The 16,230-nt window shown below is 70.0% G+C and carries 13 protein-coding genes; 7 read left to right on the forward strand and 6 right to left on the reverse strand.

What is annotated here, in order from left to right; translation table 11 throughout:
- Window positions 1-25: 25 nt before the first annotated feature.
- From ACFWX1_RS30215 to iolD, 7 genes are read left to right on the forward strand one after another with little or no spacing between them, the layout of a single operon-like run.
- Window positions 26-1,009, forward strand: a complete 984-nt coding sequence (locus ACFWX1_RS30215; protein ID WP_378393062.1) for a substrate-binding domain-containing protein — start codon at window positions 26-28, stop codon at window positions 1,007-1,009.
- Window positions 1,006-2,040, forward strand: a complete 1,035-nt coding sequence (locus ACFWX1_RS30220; RefSeq protein WP_378393064.1) for an ABC transporter permease — start codon at window positions 1,006-1,008, stop codon at window positions 2,038-2,040. The genes ACFWX1_RS30215 and ACFWX1_RS30220 overlap by 4 nt, the downstream gene beginning before the upstream one ends.
- Complete coding sequence (locus ACFWX1_RS30225; protein WP_378393066.1) at window positions 2,037-2,816, forward strand: ATP-binding cassette domain-containing protein; 780 nt, start codon at window positions 2,037-2,039, stop codon at window positions 2,814-2,816. The genes ACFWX1_RS30220 and ACFWX1_RS30225 overlap by 4 nt, the downstream gene beginning before the upstream one ends.
- Window positions 2,813-3,742: a 5-dehydro-2-deoxygluconokinase gene (gene iolC / locus ACFWX1_RS30230; RefSeq protein WP_378393068.1), complete on the forward strand. Its 930-nt coding sequence runs from the start codon at window positions 2,813-2,815 to the stop codon at window positions 3,740-3,742. The genes ACFWX1_RS30225 and iolC overlap by 4 nt, the downstream gene beginning before the upstream one ends.
- Window positions 3,739-4,641, forward strand: a complete 903-nt coding sequence (locus ACFWX1_RS30235) for an aldolase (protein WP_378393070.1) — start codon at window positions 3,739-3,741, stop codon at window positions 4,639-4,641. Before iolC ends, ACFWX1_RS30235 begins: the two co-directional genes overlap by 4 nt.
- Complete coding sequence (gene iolB, locus ACFWX1_RS30240; RefSeq protein ID WP_378393072.1) at window positions 4,638-5,528, forward strand: 5-deoxy-glucuronate isomerase; 891 nt, start codon at window positions 4,638-4,640, stop codon at window positions 5,526-5,528. Before ACFWX1_RS30235 ends, iolB begins: the two co-directional genes overlap by 4 nt.
- Window positions 5,525-7,366 (forward strand): 3D-(3,5/4)-trihydroxycyclohexane-1,2-dione acylhydrolase (decyclizing), encoded by a 1,842-nt coding sequence (iolD, locus tag ACFWX1_RS30245; protein ID WP_378393074.1) that lies wholly within the window; start codon window positions 5,525-5,527, stop codon window positions 7,364-7,366. Before iolB ends, iolD begins: the two co-directional genes overlap by 4 nt.
- A gap of 63 nt (window positions 7,367-7,429) precedes the next feature.
- Here the strand turns inward: iolD and ACFWX1_RS30250 are convergent, their stop codons facing one another.
- The 6 genes from ACFWX1_RS30250 to ACFWX1_RS30275 all read right to left on the reverse strand — a co-directional run bounded on the left by ACFWX1_RS30250 (window position 7,430) and on the right by ACFWX1_RS30275 (window position 16,175).
- Window positions 7,430-8,146, reverse strand: coding sequence for a hypothetical protein (locus ACFWX1_RS30250; protein WP_378393076.1), 717 nt, complete (start codon window positions 8,144-8,146; stop codon window positions 7,430-7,432).
- A gap of 57 nt (window positions 8,147-8,203) precedes the next feature.
- Window positions 8,204-9,190, reverse strand: a complete 987-nt coding sequence (locus ACFWX1_RS30255) for a hypothetical protein (protein ID WP_378393078.1) — start codon at window positions 9,188-9,190, stop codon at window positions 8,204-8,206.
- Entirely contained in the window at window positions 9,187-10,437 is a 1,251-nt protein-coding gene (locus ACFWX1_RS30260; RefSeq protein WP_378393080.1) for an MFS transporter, read from the reverse strand. The genes ACFWX1_RS30255 and ACFWX1_RS30260 overlap by 4 nt, the downstream gene beginning before the upstream one ends.
- 12 nt (window positions 10,438-10,449) lie before the next feature.
- Window positions 10,450-12,069 (reverse strand): discoidin domain-containing protein, encoded by a 1,620-nt coding sequence (locus ACFWX1_RS30265; protein ID WP_378393082.1) that lies wholly within the window; start codon window positions 12,067-12,069, stop codon window positions 10,450-10,452.
- A gap of 209 nt (window positions 12,070-12,278) precedes the next feature.
- The gene (locus ACFWX1_RS30270) at window positions 12,279-14,957 is read right to left on the reverse strand and encodes a beta-N-acetylglucosaminidase domain-containing protein (RefSeq protein WP_378393084.1); all 2,679 of its coding nucleotides are present in this window, start codon (window positions 14,955-14,957) and stop codon (window positions 12,279-12,281) included.
- A gap of 132 nt (window positions 14,958-15,089) precedes the next feature.
- Window positions 15,090-16,175: an NAD(P)-binding domain-containing protein gene (locus ACFWX1_RS30275; protein ID WP_378393086.1), complete on the reverse strand. Its 1,086-nt coding sequence runs from the start codon at window positions 16,173-16,175 to the stop codon at window positions 15,090-15,092.
- Window positions 16,176-16,230: the final 55 nt, after the last annotated feature.

A 16,230-nucleotide genomic window follows, 5' to 3' on the forward strand; every position in this document is an offset into this window, starting at 1 on the left:
CAAGAAGGCAGAGCGAGGAGAGACGATGAGGTCCCATCGCTTCATCGCGGGACTGACGGCGGCAGCGGGATTGCTGCTGCTGTCGGCCTGCACCGGCCCGGCGGCCGAGCCCAAGGCCGCTACGGGCGCGCCCGTGCCCGCCGACACCGGGCCGCTGCGCGTCGCGGTCATCACGCACGGCACCGCGGGCGACGCGTTCTGGAACGTGGTCAAGAACGGCGCCGAACAGGCGGGCAAGGATCTGAACGTCGGCGTCGAATACAACTCCGACGGCGATCCCGGCAACCAGGCCAAGCTGATCGACAACGCGGTCGCCCAGCACGTCGGCGGCCTGGTGGTGTCGATGGCCAACCCCGAGGCGCTGAAACCCTCCATCGAGGCCGCCGTCCACGCGGGAATCCCGGTGGTCACGATCAATTCCGGTGAGGACAGGAGCGCGGGCTACGGCGCGCTGACGCACGTCGGGCAGAACGAGGCGATCGCCGGGCAGGAGGCCGGGAAGAAGTTCAAGGCGCTCGGCAAGAAGAAGCTGCTGTGCGTGATCCACGAGGCGGGCAACGTCGGCCAGGCGCAGCGCTGTGACGGTGCGAAGGCCGGCTTCGGCGGCGACGTCCAGACGTTGCAGGTGGACATCAGCAACCCGGCCGACGCCGAATCCCGCATCCGCGGCGCGGTGCAGACCGACTCCGCACTCGACGCGGTGCTCACGCTGAACTCCCAGGTCGCGGCGCGCGCGGTGAGCGCGATCAAGGCGGTGGCCTCGAAGGCACAGGTCGGCACGTTCGACCTCAACTCCGACGTGGTGGCCGCGATCAAGGCGGGCGAGGTCCAGTTCGCGGTCGATCAGCAGCAGTACGAGCAGGGCTACCTGCCGGTGACGTTCCTGAAGCTGTACCGGGACAACGCCAATGTCGTCGGCGGCGGGAAGCCGGTGCTCACCGGTCCCGACCTGGTCGACAAATCCACTGTGGACAAGGTGGGCCGGTACGTGCAAAGGGGCACTCGATGACCACGACAACGCTCGACGAACGCGTCGCAAGGCCACGCCTGCTGGACCGGCTCGTGATCCGCCCGGAGATCGGCGCGCTGCTCGGCGCGGTCGTCGTCTTCCTGTTCTTCACCCTCGTCACGGACCAGTTCTTCAGCGCCAGCGGCGTCGCGACCTGGCTCGACGACGCGTCGACGCTCGGCATCATGGCCGTCGCGGTGTCGCTGCTCATGGTCGGCGGCGAGTTCGACCTGTCCGCGGGCGTGCTGACGGCGTCCACCTCGCTGGTCACCGCGATCCTGGCGACGCAGGCGGGCTGGAACGTCTGGCTCGCACTGGGTGTCTCGCTGGTGTTCGCGCTCGGTGTCGGCGCGTTCAACGGCTGGCTGGTGCTGAAGACCGGGCTGCCGAGCTTCATCGTCACGCTCGGCACGTTCCTCGCCCTGCAGGGCCTCAACCTCGGCGTGACCCGGCTGGTCACCGGCACCGTGCAGGTGTCGGGGATGCGCTCGGCCGACGGCTACGCGTCCTCCGGTTTCGTCTTCGCGTCCACTGTGGACATCGGGGGCACGCCGTTCCAGATCTCCATCGTGTGGTGGATCGGGTTCGCGCTCCTGGCCGCGTGGCTGCTGGTCCGCACCCGGTTCGGGAACTGGATCTTCGCGGTCGGCGGCTCGGCGGCCAGTGCGCGCGCGGTCGGCGTGCCCGTGGTGCGCACGAAGATCCTGCTGTTCATGACCACGGCGCTCGCGGCGTGGCTGGTCGGCTCGATCAACATCCTGCGCTTCGCCAGCGTCCAGGCCAACCAGGGCATCGGGCTGGAGTTCCAGTACATCATCGCCGCGGTGATCGGGGGCTGCCTGCTCACCGGCGGCTTCGGCTCGGCGATCGGCGCCGCGATCGGCGCGCTGATCTTCGGCATGGCGCGGCAGGGCATCGTGTTCGCCCGCTGGGACAGCGACTGGTTCATGCTCTTCCTCGGCGTGATGCTGCTCGCCGCGGTCCTGGTCAACAACGCCTTCCGGCGTCGCGCGGAGAGGGTACGGCGATGAATCTCATCGAAGTCACCGACGTCGGCAAGACCTACGGCAGCGTCATCGCGCTGCGTGACGTGTCCACTGTGGTCAACGCGGGTGAGGTCACCTGCGTGCTCGGCGACAACGGCGCCGGCAAGTCGACGTTGATCAAGATCCTCGCCGGGGTGCACCAGCACGACCGCGGCGAGTACACAGTGGAGGGGCAGCCGGTCCGGTTCACCTCCCCACGCGAGGCGCTGGACAGGGGTATCGCGACGGTCTACCAGGATCTCGCCGTGGTCCCGTTGATGAGCGTCTGGCGGAACTTCTTCCTCGGCTCGGAGCCGACGATCGGTTTCGGCCCGTTCCGGGCGCTGGACCGGAAGAAGGGCCGCGAGACGACGAAGAAGGCGCTGGCGGACATGGGCATCGACCTGCGGGACGTCGAGCAGCCGGTGGGCACGCTCTCCGGCGGTGAACGGCAGTGCGTCGCGATCGCCCGAGCGGTGTACTTCGGCGCGAAGGTCCTGATCCTCGACGAGCCGACGGCCGCGCTCGGCGTCAAACAGGCCGGGGTCGTGCTCAAGTACGTCGCGCAGGCGCGGGACCGCGGCCTCGGCGTCGTGCTGATCACGCACAACCCGCACCACGCCTATCCGGTGGGCGATCGGTTCCTCCTGCTCAAGCGGGGCGCGGCGCTGGGTTCGTACGAGAAGGCCGACATCACCCTGCCGGAGCTGACGAAGCAGATGGCGGGCGGCGCCGAGCTGGAGGCGCTGGAACACGAACTGCGGCAGGTGGAGTCCACATGAGACTGGAGGCGCTGACGGTCGGCCGGGTCGGGGTGGACCTGTACCCCGAGCAGAGCGGGGTCCCGCTGGCGGGAGTGTCGACGTTCGCCAAGTCGCTCGGCGGCACCGCGACCAACGTCGCGGTCGCGGCCGCCCGGCTCGGCCGTCGCACCGCCGTGCTCACCAAGGTCGGGCCGGACGGCTTCGGTGGCTACGTGCGGGAGGCGCTGTCCGGCTTCGGTGTCTCACCCGAGTACGTCGGGACGTCGCCGGAACTGCAGACACCGGTGGTGTTCTGCGAGCTGAACCCGCCCGCCGATCCGCCGCTGCTGTTCTACCGCTCCCCGATCGCGCCCGATCTCACGATCACCGAAGACGAGGTGCCCTGGGACGTCGTCGAGTCGGTACCGCTGCTGTGGGTCACCGGGACGGGCGTCTCCACCGAACCGGCGCGGACGACGCAGCGCAAGATGCTGGAGCACCGCGGGCGTCGCGAGCACACCGTGCTGGATCTGGACTACCGGCCGATGTTCTGGCCCGACGTCGAGACCGCGCGTGCCGAGATCGGGTGGATGCTGAGCCACGTGAGCGTCGCGGTCGGGAACCGCACCGAGGCCGAAGTCGCCGTCGGGACAGCCGATCCCGACGAAGCGGCCTCGCGCATGCTGGCCAGAGGTGTCACCCTGGCGGTGATCAAGAAGGGCGCCGAAGGGGTGCTGGTGGCGACCCCGGAGGGCCGGTGGACCGTGCCGCCCCAGCGGGTCGAGGTCGTGTGCGGCCTCGGTGCCGGGGACGGGTTCGGCGGGGCGCTGATCCACGGGCTGCTGTCCGGCTGGGATCCGGTGCGCATCGCCGGCTACGCCAACGCGGCGGGCGCGCTGGTGGCCGCCCGGCTGGCCTGCGCCGACGCGATGCCGACCGCGGACGAGATCGAGGAGTTGTTGTGAGCGAGTCCGTACTGACCGACGAACGCTGGCGTGAGCTGCTGCGGACGCGGGCCACCGACCCCGAAGCGGTACGCCGGGCGTACGCGGCCCGGCGGAAACGGCCGAATCTGCTGTCGGAGCGGGGCACGTTGTTCCTGGTCGCGGCCGATCATCCGGCACGCGGCGCGCTCGGCGTCGGCGGCGATCCCACCGCGATGGCCGATCGGCGGTCGCTGCTGGAACGCCTGCTCGTCGCGCTCGAGAACCCGGCGGTCGACGGGATCCTCGGCACTCCGGACGTCGTCGAGGAACTGCTGCTGCTCGGCGCGCTGCACGACAAGATCGTGATCGGCTCGATGAACCGGGGCGGGCTGGCGGGCGCGGAATGGGAGATCGACGACCGGTTCACCGGCTACGACGCGCGTTCGCTCATGGATTCCCGGCTCGACGGCGGCAAGATGCTGCTGCGCCTCGTCGATTCCGACCGCGGCACCGTGCCCACGCTGCAAGCCTGCGCCGAAGCGGTGACCGAACTCGCCGCGTACGGGCTGATGGCGATGGTCGAACCACTCCCCTACCGCCAGAACGACGCCGGGGGACTGGTGCTGCAGACCGACACCGCGTCGCTGGCCCGCGCGGTGACCGTGGCGTCCGGGATCGGGGTGACCTCGGCCTACACCTGGCTGAAGCTGCCCTCGACCGACGACCCCGCGGTGCTCGGCGCGACGACCCTGCCGGTGGTCGTGCTCGGCGGCGCGCCGTCGCCCGACCCGGCCGCGGATCTCGCGGCCTGGGGCCGGACGGTGCGGCACGAGGTCGTCCGCGGTCTCGTCGTGGGCCGCACCCTGCTCTACCCGCCCGATGGCGATGTCGGTGCCGCCGTGGCGGCCGCCGCGAAACTCTTGGAGGCCGCGAAGTGAGCAAACTCCACCGTCCATGGGGGACCCTCTCGGACGGCGCCGACCCGATCCGGCTGACCCCGGATTCGGCGGGCTGGACCTATACCGGGCTGCGGGTGCTGACGCTCGCCCCTGGCGAGTCGCGCGTGGTGCACACCGGTGAGTTCGAGGCGTTCGTGCTCCCGCTGGCGGGTTCGGGCACGGTCCGGGCCGACGGCGAGGTGTTCGAGCTGGCCGGGCGCGGCTCGGTGTTCACCCGCGTCACGGATTTCGCTTACGTACCAAGGGATGCCGAGGTTGAGCTGTCCAGTGCGGACGGGCTGGAGGTCGCGCTGCCGATGGCGCGGTGCACCCGGCGTCTCGTCCCGAAGTACGGCCCGGCGGAGGACGTCCCGGTCGAGGTACGCGGGGCGGGGCAGGCGACTCGCCAGGTCACCAACTTCGGCGTGCCCGGTGTCTGGGAGCACGCGGACAAGCTCAACGCGTGCGAACTGATCACCCCGGGCGGGAACTGGTCCTCGTACCCGCCGCACAAGCACGACGAGGTGACCGAATGTGAGGTCGTCAACGAGGAGATCTACTACTTCCGCGTCGCAGGACGGGACGGCGTCACTCCTTCACGGGAAGGGTTCGGCCTGCACCGGACGTACACTTCGGACGGTGCGCTGGACGAGGACGTCGCGGTGCGCGACGGTGATGTCTTCCTGATTCCCCGCGGCTATCACGGGCCCTGCGTCGCCGCGCCGGGCTATCCGATGTACTACCTGAACGTCCTGGCGGGTCCCGCCGAGGAGCGGTCGATGGCGTTCTGCGACGACCCGGCGCACGGCTGGGTCCGCGACACGTGGGCGTCCCAGGAGCTCGACCCGCGGTGCCCGGTGACGAGCCACGAAGGGATCGTCCGGTGAAACTCACGACAGCACAGGCGCTCGTCCGCTGGATGCTCGCGCAACGCTCGGAAACCCTGGACGGGCGCGAGGTTCCGTTGTTCGGCGGCGTGTTCGCGATCTTCGGGCACGGCAACGTGCTCGGACTCGGGACAGCGCTGGAGGAACATCGCGACGAGATCCCCATCTGGCGCGGGCACAACGAGCAGGGCATGGCGCTCGCTGCGGTCGGCTACGCGAAGGCGGCGCATCGGCGCCAGGTCGGCGTCGCGACGTCGTCGATCGGTCCCGGGGCGTTGAACATGGTCACCGCGGCGGGGGTCGCGCATGCCAACCGCCTTCCGTTGCTGCTGCTGCCGGGCGACACGTTCGTCAGCCGCGCCCCGGACCCGGTGCTGCAACAGGTCGAGCACTTCGCCGATCCCGGGGCGACCGTGAACGACGCGTTCCGCGCGGTGAGCCGGTACTTCGACCGGGTCACGCGGCCCGAGCAACTGCTCTCGACACTGCCGCAGGTCGCGCGGATCCTCACCGATCCTGCCGACTGCGGCCCGGTGACGCTCGCACTGCCGCAGGACGTCCAGGCGGAGACCTACGACTTCCCGGAAGCGCTGTTCGAGCCGGTCACCCACCGGCCGGTACGGCCCCGGCCGGACCGGCGGTCCCTCACCTCCGCCGCGGCGGCGCTGCGCGCGGCCCGGCGGCCGCTGCTCGTGCTGGGCGGCGGCGTCCGGTACTCCGGCGCCGGGAAGCGGGCACTGGATTTCGCCGAGCGGCACGGCATTCCCGTCACCGAGACGACGGCCGGGCGCACGCTCGTCCCGCACGACCATCCGCTGCACGCGGGGCCGCTGGGGATCACCGGCTCGGCTTCGGCGAACGCCCTCGCGGCCGAAGCCGACGTCGTGCTGGCCGTGGGGACCCGGTTGCAGGACTTCACGACGGCCTCGTGGACGTTGTTCTCCCCCGACGTCCGGCTGATCACCGTGAACGCGGCGAGGTTCGACGCGGTCAAGCACGGCGCGCTGGCCGTCGTCGGTGACGCCGACGCCGGGCTCGCGGATCTGGCGGCGCAACTGGAAAGCTGGCAGGTCGATCCACAGTGGACAGCGCGGGCGGCGGAGGAACGCGCCCGCTGGGACGCGCACATCGACACGCTGCGAACTCCGGACGGCGAGGGCGCGCCGAGCTACGCGCAGGTCGTCGGCGTGGTGAACGAGCTGTCCGCGCCGTCCGACTACGTGATGACGGCGTCCGGCGGGCTCCCGGGCGAGCTGATCGGCGGGTGGCGCGGATCCGGCACCGTCAGCATGGACGTCGAGTACGGGTTCTCGTGCATGGGCTACGAGCTGGCCGGCGCCTGGGGTGCCGCGATCGGGCACCCCGGCGGGCTGGTGACGACCCTGCTCGGGGACGGGTCGTATCTGATGCTGAACTCCGAGCTGTTCTCCGCCGCGTTCGCGGGGCATCCGCTGGTCGCCGTCGTCTGCGACAACGACGGATACGCCGTGATCGCACGCCTCCAGGAAGGACAAGGCGGAGCGCCGTTCAACAACTTCTACGCCGACTGCCGCTCTTCGGTCGAATCACCGCCGCGAGTGGACTTCGCCGCGCACGCCGCCGCACTGGGCTGCGCGGTCTTCCCCGCGGTCTCGATCGACGACGTCCGCTCGGCCTACGCCAAGGCCCGCAAGGCCGCCGTCACCGAGCAACGCCCCGCCGTGGTCGTGGTCAAGACCCAGCCGCGGAAATGGACCGAGGCAGGCGCCTGGTGGGAGGTCGGCGTCCCGCCCCACCTCACCGGCCGCCCCGCCCGCGACGTCGGCAAGGACGCCCAGCTCCGCTACCTCCGCCCCTGATCACACGAGATCTCCGCCCCATCACGCGAGTTCCGCCGCCAATCACGCGAGTTCCGCGGCTGATCACGCGAGTTCGGCTCGCCGTCGCTGGAGTCCGTCGATGGTCCGGTCGAGGGTGTCGCGGTGCCGCTGAAGCCGGGCGAGTGTGTCGTCGAGCCCGGTACGAACCTGGTCGACCTTGCCGTTCTCGATTTCCAGGCGATCGTCGTGGACTCGCATGTGCTCCCCGACGACCAGGGGCCGGTCGTCCACTCGCGGCACGCCGTCCGGGAGCTGATTGGTGATGAACTCCTTCAGCTCTTCCAGACTGTCCTTGAGGCGTTCGGTCCATCGCAGGCGCCGTGCCGCTTCCCGGTCGGGATCACGCTGGTTCCATGGCGCGCCGGACATGTGGCCCAGTGCCTCGTCGGCGGCGCGGAAGCTGAGGATCAGCCCGGTGACGGCCCTCCGGATCGCTTCCGCGTCGGCCGGATCGGCGCCGAGATCGCGGTCCGGCTGCCCCGGTGGCGTGTCCTCCGGCTGCGGGGGCCGCATCCCGGGCCAGGAACGCTGCCCTCCACGGCGCCGATAGTGCTGCTGCATGGCCTGTTTGGAGCGTTCGCCGTAGATCGCTCCCAGCTGTTCCCAGGTCCAGCCGCGATCCATGATCGACTCGATGAGCGTCAGCTCGGCCTCGTCCACCGAGCTGCGTACATAGGGCATCATGCGCAATGCCGCGACGGGATCGTCGTTGCGGATGGGTCCAGACCCCAGATCGACTTCTTCGAAGGAGTTGTTCACGGACGTCAACGTATCCGTTGACGACTCACGTGTCAACGGATACGTTGACGCCTGCGCTCAGCTCACCACCGCGGGCGAGGCCCCGCCCGGCACCAGCAACCGGGGCGCACCCGAGCCGTCGGCGGGCACGGACCAGATGTCCGACCCGCCGCCGGGGTTGGCGAGTCCATAAAGGATGGTCGAGGAGTCCTGCCACAGCGCTTGGTCGTCGACGCTGCGGGTTTCGGCCAGCGGCGTCTCCCGCATACTCGCGAGGTCGAGCACCGAGAGCCGCCACACGCCTTCGGACACCTTCTTCTTGAACGCGATCCGCTTGCCGTCCGGCGAAAGGGAGGGGCATTCGACGTTGTCCCGCAACGACTTCCCGCGATAGTGCTGGTAGTCGCCCTCGATCAGGTGCGTCTGGCCCTTGGACCCGAGCGTCGCGTAGAACCGGTTCCCGTCCGGGGCGAACGTGATGCCCCAGTAGTTGACGTCCGCGGCGAGATAGCGCTGGCCGCCGACGAAGACCGCGAGTTCCTCGATCGTCTTCACCAGGGTTCCGGTCTCGACCTCGTACACCCCGGCGCGGGTCGAAAATCCTTGCGCGGCATAGGAGTCACCGGTGACGAACAGGGTCCAGTAGACGAACTTGCCGTCCGGCGACACCCGGGCCCGGCTCGGTGTGCCCGGCAGCGTCTCCTTGTGCTTGACGCCGAGTTTGCCGTCGAGCACGATCACGTCGCTCACCGCCGGGAGCACGTCGGGGTGCACGGCGAGGCACACACCGGTCCCCGCCGCCACGGCGACGCGGTCGCAGCGCAGGTCACCGACCTGACGAGGCGCGTCCGGCGTCGCGAGCGGTACCGATGCCAGTTTCCCCGAGTCGGGGCCGGGCGCGGTGTTGCGGAACAACAGCCGTCCCGGCGACAACGTCATCGGCTGGCCGGTCACCACGGGCACGGCGTTCGTGCCGCCGTCGCCCGCCCTGGCGTTCACCACGAACACGACCGCGGCACCGGCCAGCACCAGCACACCCACCACGGCGAGGAGGATCTTCTTCACGCGCGCACCGCCCATGGTTTGACCACCGCGGCGGCGAGCACCGCCACGAGCAACACCCCGGCCGCGACGAACACCGCGGGCCGCAGGTCCCACACCGTCCACGCCAGTCCGAAAAGGACGGACGAGGCCATCCTGGCCACCGCCTGCCCGGTCTGGATCACCGCCATCCCGGTCGCCCGCAGCCCGGCGGGCAGCAACGGGCCCGCGGCGGCCATCAGCACCCCGTCCGTCGCCGCGTAGAACGCGCCGTGCAGGGCGAGCGCGCACACGGCGATCCAGATCCCGCCGGTCGGCCCGGCGAGGATCAGCAGCGCCGCGGCCAGCGCGACGTGCCCGGCCAGGAACACCGCCCACCGGCCGACCCGGTCGGCGAGCCTGCCCAGCGGCACCGCCAGCAGCAGGAACACCCCGGCCGTGCCCAGCGGCAGCAGCGGGAACAGCTGCGGCTCGACCGACCACCGGCGCTGCAGGACCAGGTACACGAACGAGTCGCCGATCGTGACCAGGCCCAGCAGCGCCGCCCAGATCGAGATCCGCCGGAACGGCGCGTCCCGCAGCAGGCCGAACGCGGCCCGCACCGAGGTACGGACACGCTCGGAGTCGCTCAACCGATCCCGGACGAACAACACCAGCAGCAGCACCGCGATGGCGGCGACGCAGAAGCTGGTGAAGAACACCGCCTGGTAGTTGCCCAGCGACAACCACAGCACCGCCATCGCGACCAACGGCCCGAGGAACGCGCCGACCGTGTCCATCGCCCGGTGCACCCCGAACGACCGGCCGAGCGTCGCCGGGTCACTGCTCAACGAGATCAGCGCGTCCCTCGGTGCCGTCCGCAGTCCCTTGCCCGTCCGGTCGGCGGCCAGCACCGCGCCGATCGCGGCCACCGAGGAACCGGCCGCCAGCAGGCCGAGCTTGCACACCGCGGACAAGCCGTAGCCGAACCCGGCCACCGCCTTGAGCCGCCGCCATCGGTCGGCGACGTGCCCGCCGAGCAGCCGGACCACCGCGGTCGCCCCGGCGTAGAGGCCGTCGAGCAACCCGAACTGCAGCGGGTTGAGCCCGAGCCCGAGCACCAGATACAGCGGCAGCACCGCGGTGACCATCTCCGAGGAGATGTCGGTGACCAGGCTGACCATGCCGAGCGCCACCACATTGGCGGACACCCTGCGCAGCGCGGGCTTGCGGCCGGCCTCGGCGGTGACACCCGAAGCGGCGTCCGAACTACGGCTTGTCGCGATGTACATCCGCGGCCCCGATCAGTGGCAGGTGTAGGTCGGGCTGCTGTCGAGCACCTTGCCGTCCACGCCGAGGAGCTGGCTCTGGAAGCTGGTGTCGGTCATCGAAAGCTTCAGCACGCCGTAGGTGCCGCCGATCAGCTTCGCCGTGGTCGGGTGCGCGGAGTGGATCGGGTAGAGGTGCGCCCCGCCCATGCCGCCGAGGATCTCCACCGGACCGGCCGGGTCGGCCTTGCCGTCCGCGTTCTGCGGGTTGAACCGCTCGTAGTGGTGGTCGTGGCCGTTGAGTACCAGGTCGACCTTGTTGGCCGCCAGGAGCTTCCACAGCTCCGCGCTGCCCTTCTGGTCACCGTGGTCACCGGAGCTGAACCGCGGGTGGTGGTAGTACGCGGCGACGCAGCCCTTGGTGTTCTTGGCCAGATCCTGCTTGAGCCAGGTCAGCTGCGCGGACTCCGCGTTCGCCGCCAGGTCGTCCGGCGGCGCGAACTCGTTGGAGTCCAGCGCGATGAAGTGCCAGTTCCCCATTTCCCAGCTGTAGTACGTCTTGCCGTTCGGGGTCGCGATCTTGCCGAAGTAGTCCTTGTAGCCCTGGTTCTTCGGGCTGTCGTACCCCTCGTGGTTGCCCGGGATCGGGTGGATCTTGTCCTTGAACTTCCCCCAGGTCTTGTCGAAGTAGTTCTGGAAGTCCGACAGGTGCGCGTCGTCGTACTGGTTGTCGCCCATGGTGATCACCGCGGCCGGGTTCATCTGCTCGACCAGCTTGGCGGTCTTCGGGTGCACGCAGCTCGAACTCGACGCGGTGCACTGCTCGGCGATGTCGCCCGCCGCGGCGAGGACGAATCCCGACGCGCTGCCCGTCTTCGTCCGTACCGTGACACCGGCGCTCGCCGCCGACGTGTTGCCCGCGGCGTCGCGGGCCCGCACGGAGTAGGTGTAGGACGTGTCGGGCGTCAGGCCGGTGTCATTGTACGACGTGGTTTCCGAGCTGGCGACGACCTTGCCGTCGCGGAGGATGTCGTAGCCGGCGACACCCACGTTGTCGGTCGACGCGGTCCAGTTCAGCGCCGCGCTGGAGGTGGTGACCTCACCCGCCGTCAGCCCGGCCGGGGTGCTCGGCGCCTGGGTGTCCCCGGTGGAGTCCGGGGTGCCGAACGCCTCGAGTTCCCAGAGCGAGTAGCCATAGGTGGTCGCCCGCTGGACGCCGACGAAGCGCAGATAACGGCCGTGCCCGGTGAGCCCGGGAAGATCGTCGATCTTGCCGTCGCCGTTGTCGATCGTGGCCACGGTCTTGAAGTTCGTACCGTCGTCGGACATCTCGATGCGGTACTTCTTCGCGTACGCGGCCTCCCAGTTCAACCGCACGCGGTGCACTGTGGACGGCTGGCCGAGGTCGATACGCAGCCACTGCGGATCTGAACTCTCGACGCTCGCCCATCGGGTCTTGGCGTCGCCGTCCACGGCCTTGTCGCCGGAGTACGACGCACTCTCGATGGTGGAGGTGGCCGTCGGCTTTCCCTTGGTGAGCAGGGTGTCGGCCGCGGACGCTGATGAGGTGGTGGCGCTCAGGGCGGCGGGCACGAGCACGACCGCGGCAGCCGCGGGCGCCAGCCTGAGCAGGGTTCGGGATCGGGAAGGGGACACGTCGCGCTCCTGGAATACCGGACGAGCTGGGCGGATAGGACCTGCGGCGTTTTCTGTTAGGAAAGTTTCCTAACTAAAACGGAACCTTAATGGTCATTCCCGGACATTGGCAACCGGCGAACGAAGGTGAAACGGTCCAGATACGCTCCGTATACGACACTCCCCGCCCACCGATGTTCCGATGAGCGGGGAGCGGTGCCGAGGAGCAGCTAACGCGCGAAGACGGGAACCACCTCCGCGATCTTCGGCGCGACCGTGCCCGGTGTCCACAAGAGACGGACCCGGTCGGTGACGACACCGCGGGCGGGCAGTTCGGCGTAGCGGCCGTCGAGCCTGCCGATCGTGCGCCAGCCGCCCGGCGCCGCCGCGTCGGCGACCTGGACGTCCGCACCGGCGCCGGATTCGACGGCCAGCACGACGACCTTGACGAGCGGTTTCGCCGAGTCGGCGGTGACCACGAGCGCGTCACCGGCGACCGGCGCGGATCCCGCCGTGTACACCGAATCCGCGTTGTTGTCGGCCGCCGCTTCGAGCTTCGTCCCCGCCGGAGTGCCGGACACCGTGTACTTCGGCGTGCCGGGAACGGACACGGTGAACTCCCGCGCCACTACCCAGTTGATCTGCGTCCCGGTCGAGCGCACCCGCACGAACCGGGCCTTGGCCCCGGCGGGGAAGTCGGCCGAGAGCGTCGGCTGCGCGACCACCTGCAGTACCGTCCAGTGCTCGCCGTCGGCGGAGTACTCGAGCACGCCGCTATGGATGAAGTCGGCGGGACTGGTGGGCTTGGCCATCAGAACGTCCACATGGGACACCGCTTGCGCGGCGCCGAGATCGACGCCGACCGCGTCGTTGAGCCCCGGCGGCCCGTCACTCCAGTAGTACGTATCGGGGTCGCCGTCGACCATGCGCTCGGGTCCGTTGTCGGTGTAGGTGCCGAGCGTCGTCACCGGCAGCGGCCGGACGCCGGGCAGGCCGAACCAGCGATCCGCGGCGGCCAGCGCGGAGTTCAGGAACGGGACGCACACCGCGGTGCAGGAACTCGGGTTCCGCGGACCACGCGCGGTCTGGACGCGGATGTCCCGCGCCTTCTGCAACGCCGCGACCAGCTCGCCGCGCTCGGCCCACGCCTTCGGGCCGTCCCCGACGTACTGCGCCATCAGCATCTTCACCGCGTGCTGCCCCGCCTGGCCGTAGAACCCGACCTGGTCGAGCCACGGCCCGACCTCGGCGAGGAACTTCGCGTTCGACGCCATCCCGCGCCGAAGGTCGGCCGGGTTGGCCGTCATCCGGCCGAGGTAGCGGTCGAGTTTCGCCGCCGCGTCCCACGGGTTCTTGTTGTCCAGCGCCGCCCAGAACGCGCTCAGCAGCGGGCGCAGTACCGGCGAGTCCAGATCCGGTTTCCCGGTGTCGAGACGGGCCAGCAGGCTCGAGAAGTTGTTCTCCGCGAACACTTTCAGCGCTGGTGCCGCCGCTCCGCCGAGATCGGCGACGGCCGCCGTCCAGGACGCGTCGGGATCGTAGCTCGCCGGATTCCAGAGGAAGTCACCCGAAGTGAACTCGGCGATCTTCGACGCCTCCGCCTGCACCATCGGGTTCGCCGTGATGCCGGACATGAGCTTCGCGACGCCGGGCTCGCGCCCGATGTACGGGCCGAGGAGCAGCCGCTCGGTGATGTAGTCGTTGACCGGGTAGTTGTCCCAGATCAGGATGTCGTGCCCGAACACCGCTTTCGCCTGCTGCGCCTGCTTTTCGGTGATCTGGCTGGCGACCACGCCGACCCCGGTCCACTCGACGAGCACGGCCGGGTCGAGCTGGGTGCGCAACGCGGTCTTGTACGGCGAGTCGTCGACGTCGTAGTACTCGGTCGGGACCATCTGCAGCCGCTCGACGCCGGGATGCGTGGCGATGAAGTCCTTTTGCACGCGGTTGAGCAGGAACGACTGCGCGGCGCCCGCGGCCGCGCCGCCGGTGCCGAACTTCGCCGCATCGGCGTCGCAGTTCCAGCGCGTGTAGGAGATGTCGTCGAGCGGGATCGAGAACGAACGGACCCCGATGTCCCACAGGGACTGGAACTTCGCGACGAGCGCCGCCGCGTCGGCGTCCGAGGAGTAACACACCGAGAGCCCCGGCGAGAGCGCGTAGGTGAACTCGACGTGGTTCGCGGTGGCCCGGGAGACCAGCTGCGAGATCAGGGCGAGCTGATCGGGCGGATACTGATCACGCCAGCGGGCCCGCAGATACGGGTCGTCCTTGGGCGAGTAGACGTAGATGTTCTGCTTGGTACGGCCGTAGAAATCCAGCTGTGCCAAGCGATCGTTGTGCGACCACGGCGCGCCGTAGAAGCCCTCGATGACACCGCGCAGCGGCGCCGCCGGCCAGTCCCGCATGGAGAACGCGCCGCTCTTGCCGCCGGCGAAGAGCTGACGCATCGACTGCGCGGCGTAGAACGTCCCCGTGGTGTCCACACCGGACAGTGCGATGACGCCGCGGTCCGCGGCGAGGACGTAACCCCCGCGCGGCAGGCCTTCCGGCCCGTCCACCTTGAGCGCGGCGAGCGCCCGCGCGGTCGCCTTGCTCTCCGTGGGACCGCCGACGAACACCACGAGCCCGCCGCGCTCCCGCGCGGTCTGGGCGGCCTGGTCACCGTCGGTGATCTTGACGAAGGTGCTCGCGCCCGCCGAGCGGAGTACCTGTTCCACCACCGCGAGCGCGGAAGGATCGGTGTCCCGGCCGGTGACCTCGACGACGGTGCGCGGGATGGTGACCTGCCCCGGCCGCGACGTCACCTGCTGGGGCGTCGGCCACACCTTCGCCAGGCCCGCGGCGGCCCCGGCGGCGCCCGCCGGGGTGGGCACGACCATCGCGGCAGCCAGCGCGAGCGATGTCACCGGAAAGAGTCTGATAACCCATCTGAAGGACGGCATCTGGCCCCCTATGCGTCGATCGACGACGTTGTGTGAGCCAGTTAACACCGAATGCAGTGAGTGGAACAGACCATTACGGGTGGTCTTCGCGCAGCTTCACGCACTGCGTGTCAACGACGGAACCGCTGACCGGCCGAGTAACGCCCGCACTTCGCGCACAGCCGCGCGCCCCGCGCGGTTCGCTCCGACGGTGCTCGCCGACGGCCCGTACCCGACCAGGTGCAGCCGCGGTTCCGCGACCACGCGAGTGCCCTCGACCTCGATGCCGCCGCCCGGCGTCCGCAGACGCAGCGGGGCGAGATGGTCGAGCGCGGCCCGGAAACCGGTGGCCCAGAGGATGATGTCGGCGTCGAAGCGGGTGCCGTCCGCCCAGACAGCGCCGCCGGGTGTGAGGTGGTCGAACATCGGGTGCCGGTCGAGAATCCCGGCGGCCTGCGCCTGGCGGACCTCGGGAGTGAGCGCCAGATCGGTCACGCTGACGACGCTCTCCGGGGGCAGCCCGGCCCGCACGCGGCGTTCGACCTTGGCGACCGCGTTGCGGCCCCAATCCTCGCTGAACGGTTCGCCCCGCCACACCGGCGGGCGCCGCGTCACCCACCGCGTCGCGGCGGCGACCGGGGCGATCTCCATGAGCAGCTGGACGGCCGAGGTTCCGCCGCCCACGACGATCACCCGCTTGCCGCGGAAATCCTCGGCACCGGTGTAGTCCGCGGTGTGCAGCTGGCGCCCGGCGAACGTCTCCTGGCCCGGGTAATGCGGCCAGAACGGCTTGTCCCAGGTGCCGGTCGCGTTGATGACGGCGCGGGCGGCCCACGTCTCCGTGGGACTGGCGACGACGAGCCGTTCGCCGTCGCGGCTCACCGACTGGACGTCGACCGGGCGCCGCACGGGCAGGTCGAAGGTCTTCTCGAAGCGCTCGAAGTATTCGGACACGACCTCGGACGCGGGTCGCGAGCGGTCCGGGACGCCGAGTGTCATACCCGGCAGGTCGTAGAGGCCGTGCACCTTGCCGAGGACCAGCGACGGCCAGCGGTACTGCCAGGCGCCGCCCGCGCGGTCGCCGTGGTCGAGGACGACGAACCCGCTGTCGTTGCGGAATCCGGAGCGACGCAGGTGATACGCGGCGGAAAGCCCGGCCTGCCCGGCCCCGATGACCACCACGTCCGTCTCGTGCTCCGTCATATCCGGTTCAACGGCCGGGCTCGCGCGGTATTTCGAGTCGGGGGTCACACCGGCC

The organism is Amycolatopsis sp. NPDC059021 (assembly GCF_042739895.1).
Classification (GTDB): domain Bacteria; phylum Actinomycetota; class Actinomycetes; order Mycobacteriales; family Pseudonocardiaceae; genus Amycolatopsis.

Bases quoted from the DNA above. Each gene is read 5' to 3' on its own strand.
- ACFWX1_RS30215 (WP_378393062.1), top strand. From the start codon at position 26: ATGAGGTCCCATCGCTTCATCGCGGGACTGACGGCGGCAGCGGGATTG.
- ACFWX1_RS30220 (WP_378393064.1), top strand. From the start codon at position 1,006: ATGACCACGACAACGCTCGACGAACGCGTCGCAAGGCCACGCCTGCTG.
- ACFWX1_RS30225 (WP_378393066.1), top strand. From the start codon at position 2,037: ATGAATCTCATCGAAGTCACCGACGTCGGCAAGACCTACGGCAGCGTC.
- iolC (WP_378393068.1), top strand. From the start codon at position 2,813: ATGAGACTGGAGGCGCTGACGGTCGGCCGGGTCGGGGTGGACCTGTAC.
- ACFWX1_RS30260 (WP_378393080.1), bottom strand. From the start codon at position 10,437: ATGTACATCGCGACAAGCCGTAGTTCGGACGCCGCTTCGGGTGTCACC.
- ACFWX1_RS30275 (WP_378393086.1), bottom strand. From the start codon at position 16,175: ATGACGGAGCACGAGACGGACGTGGTGGTCATCGGGGCCGGGCAGGCC.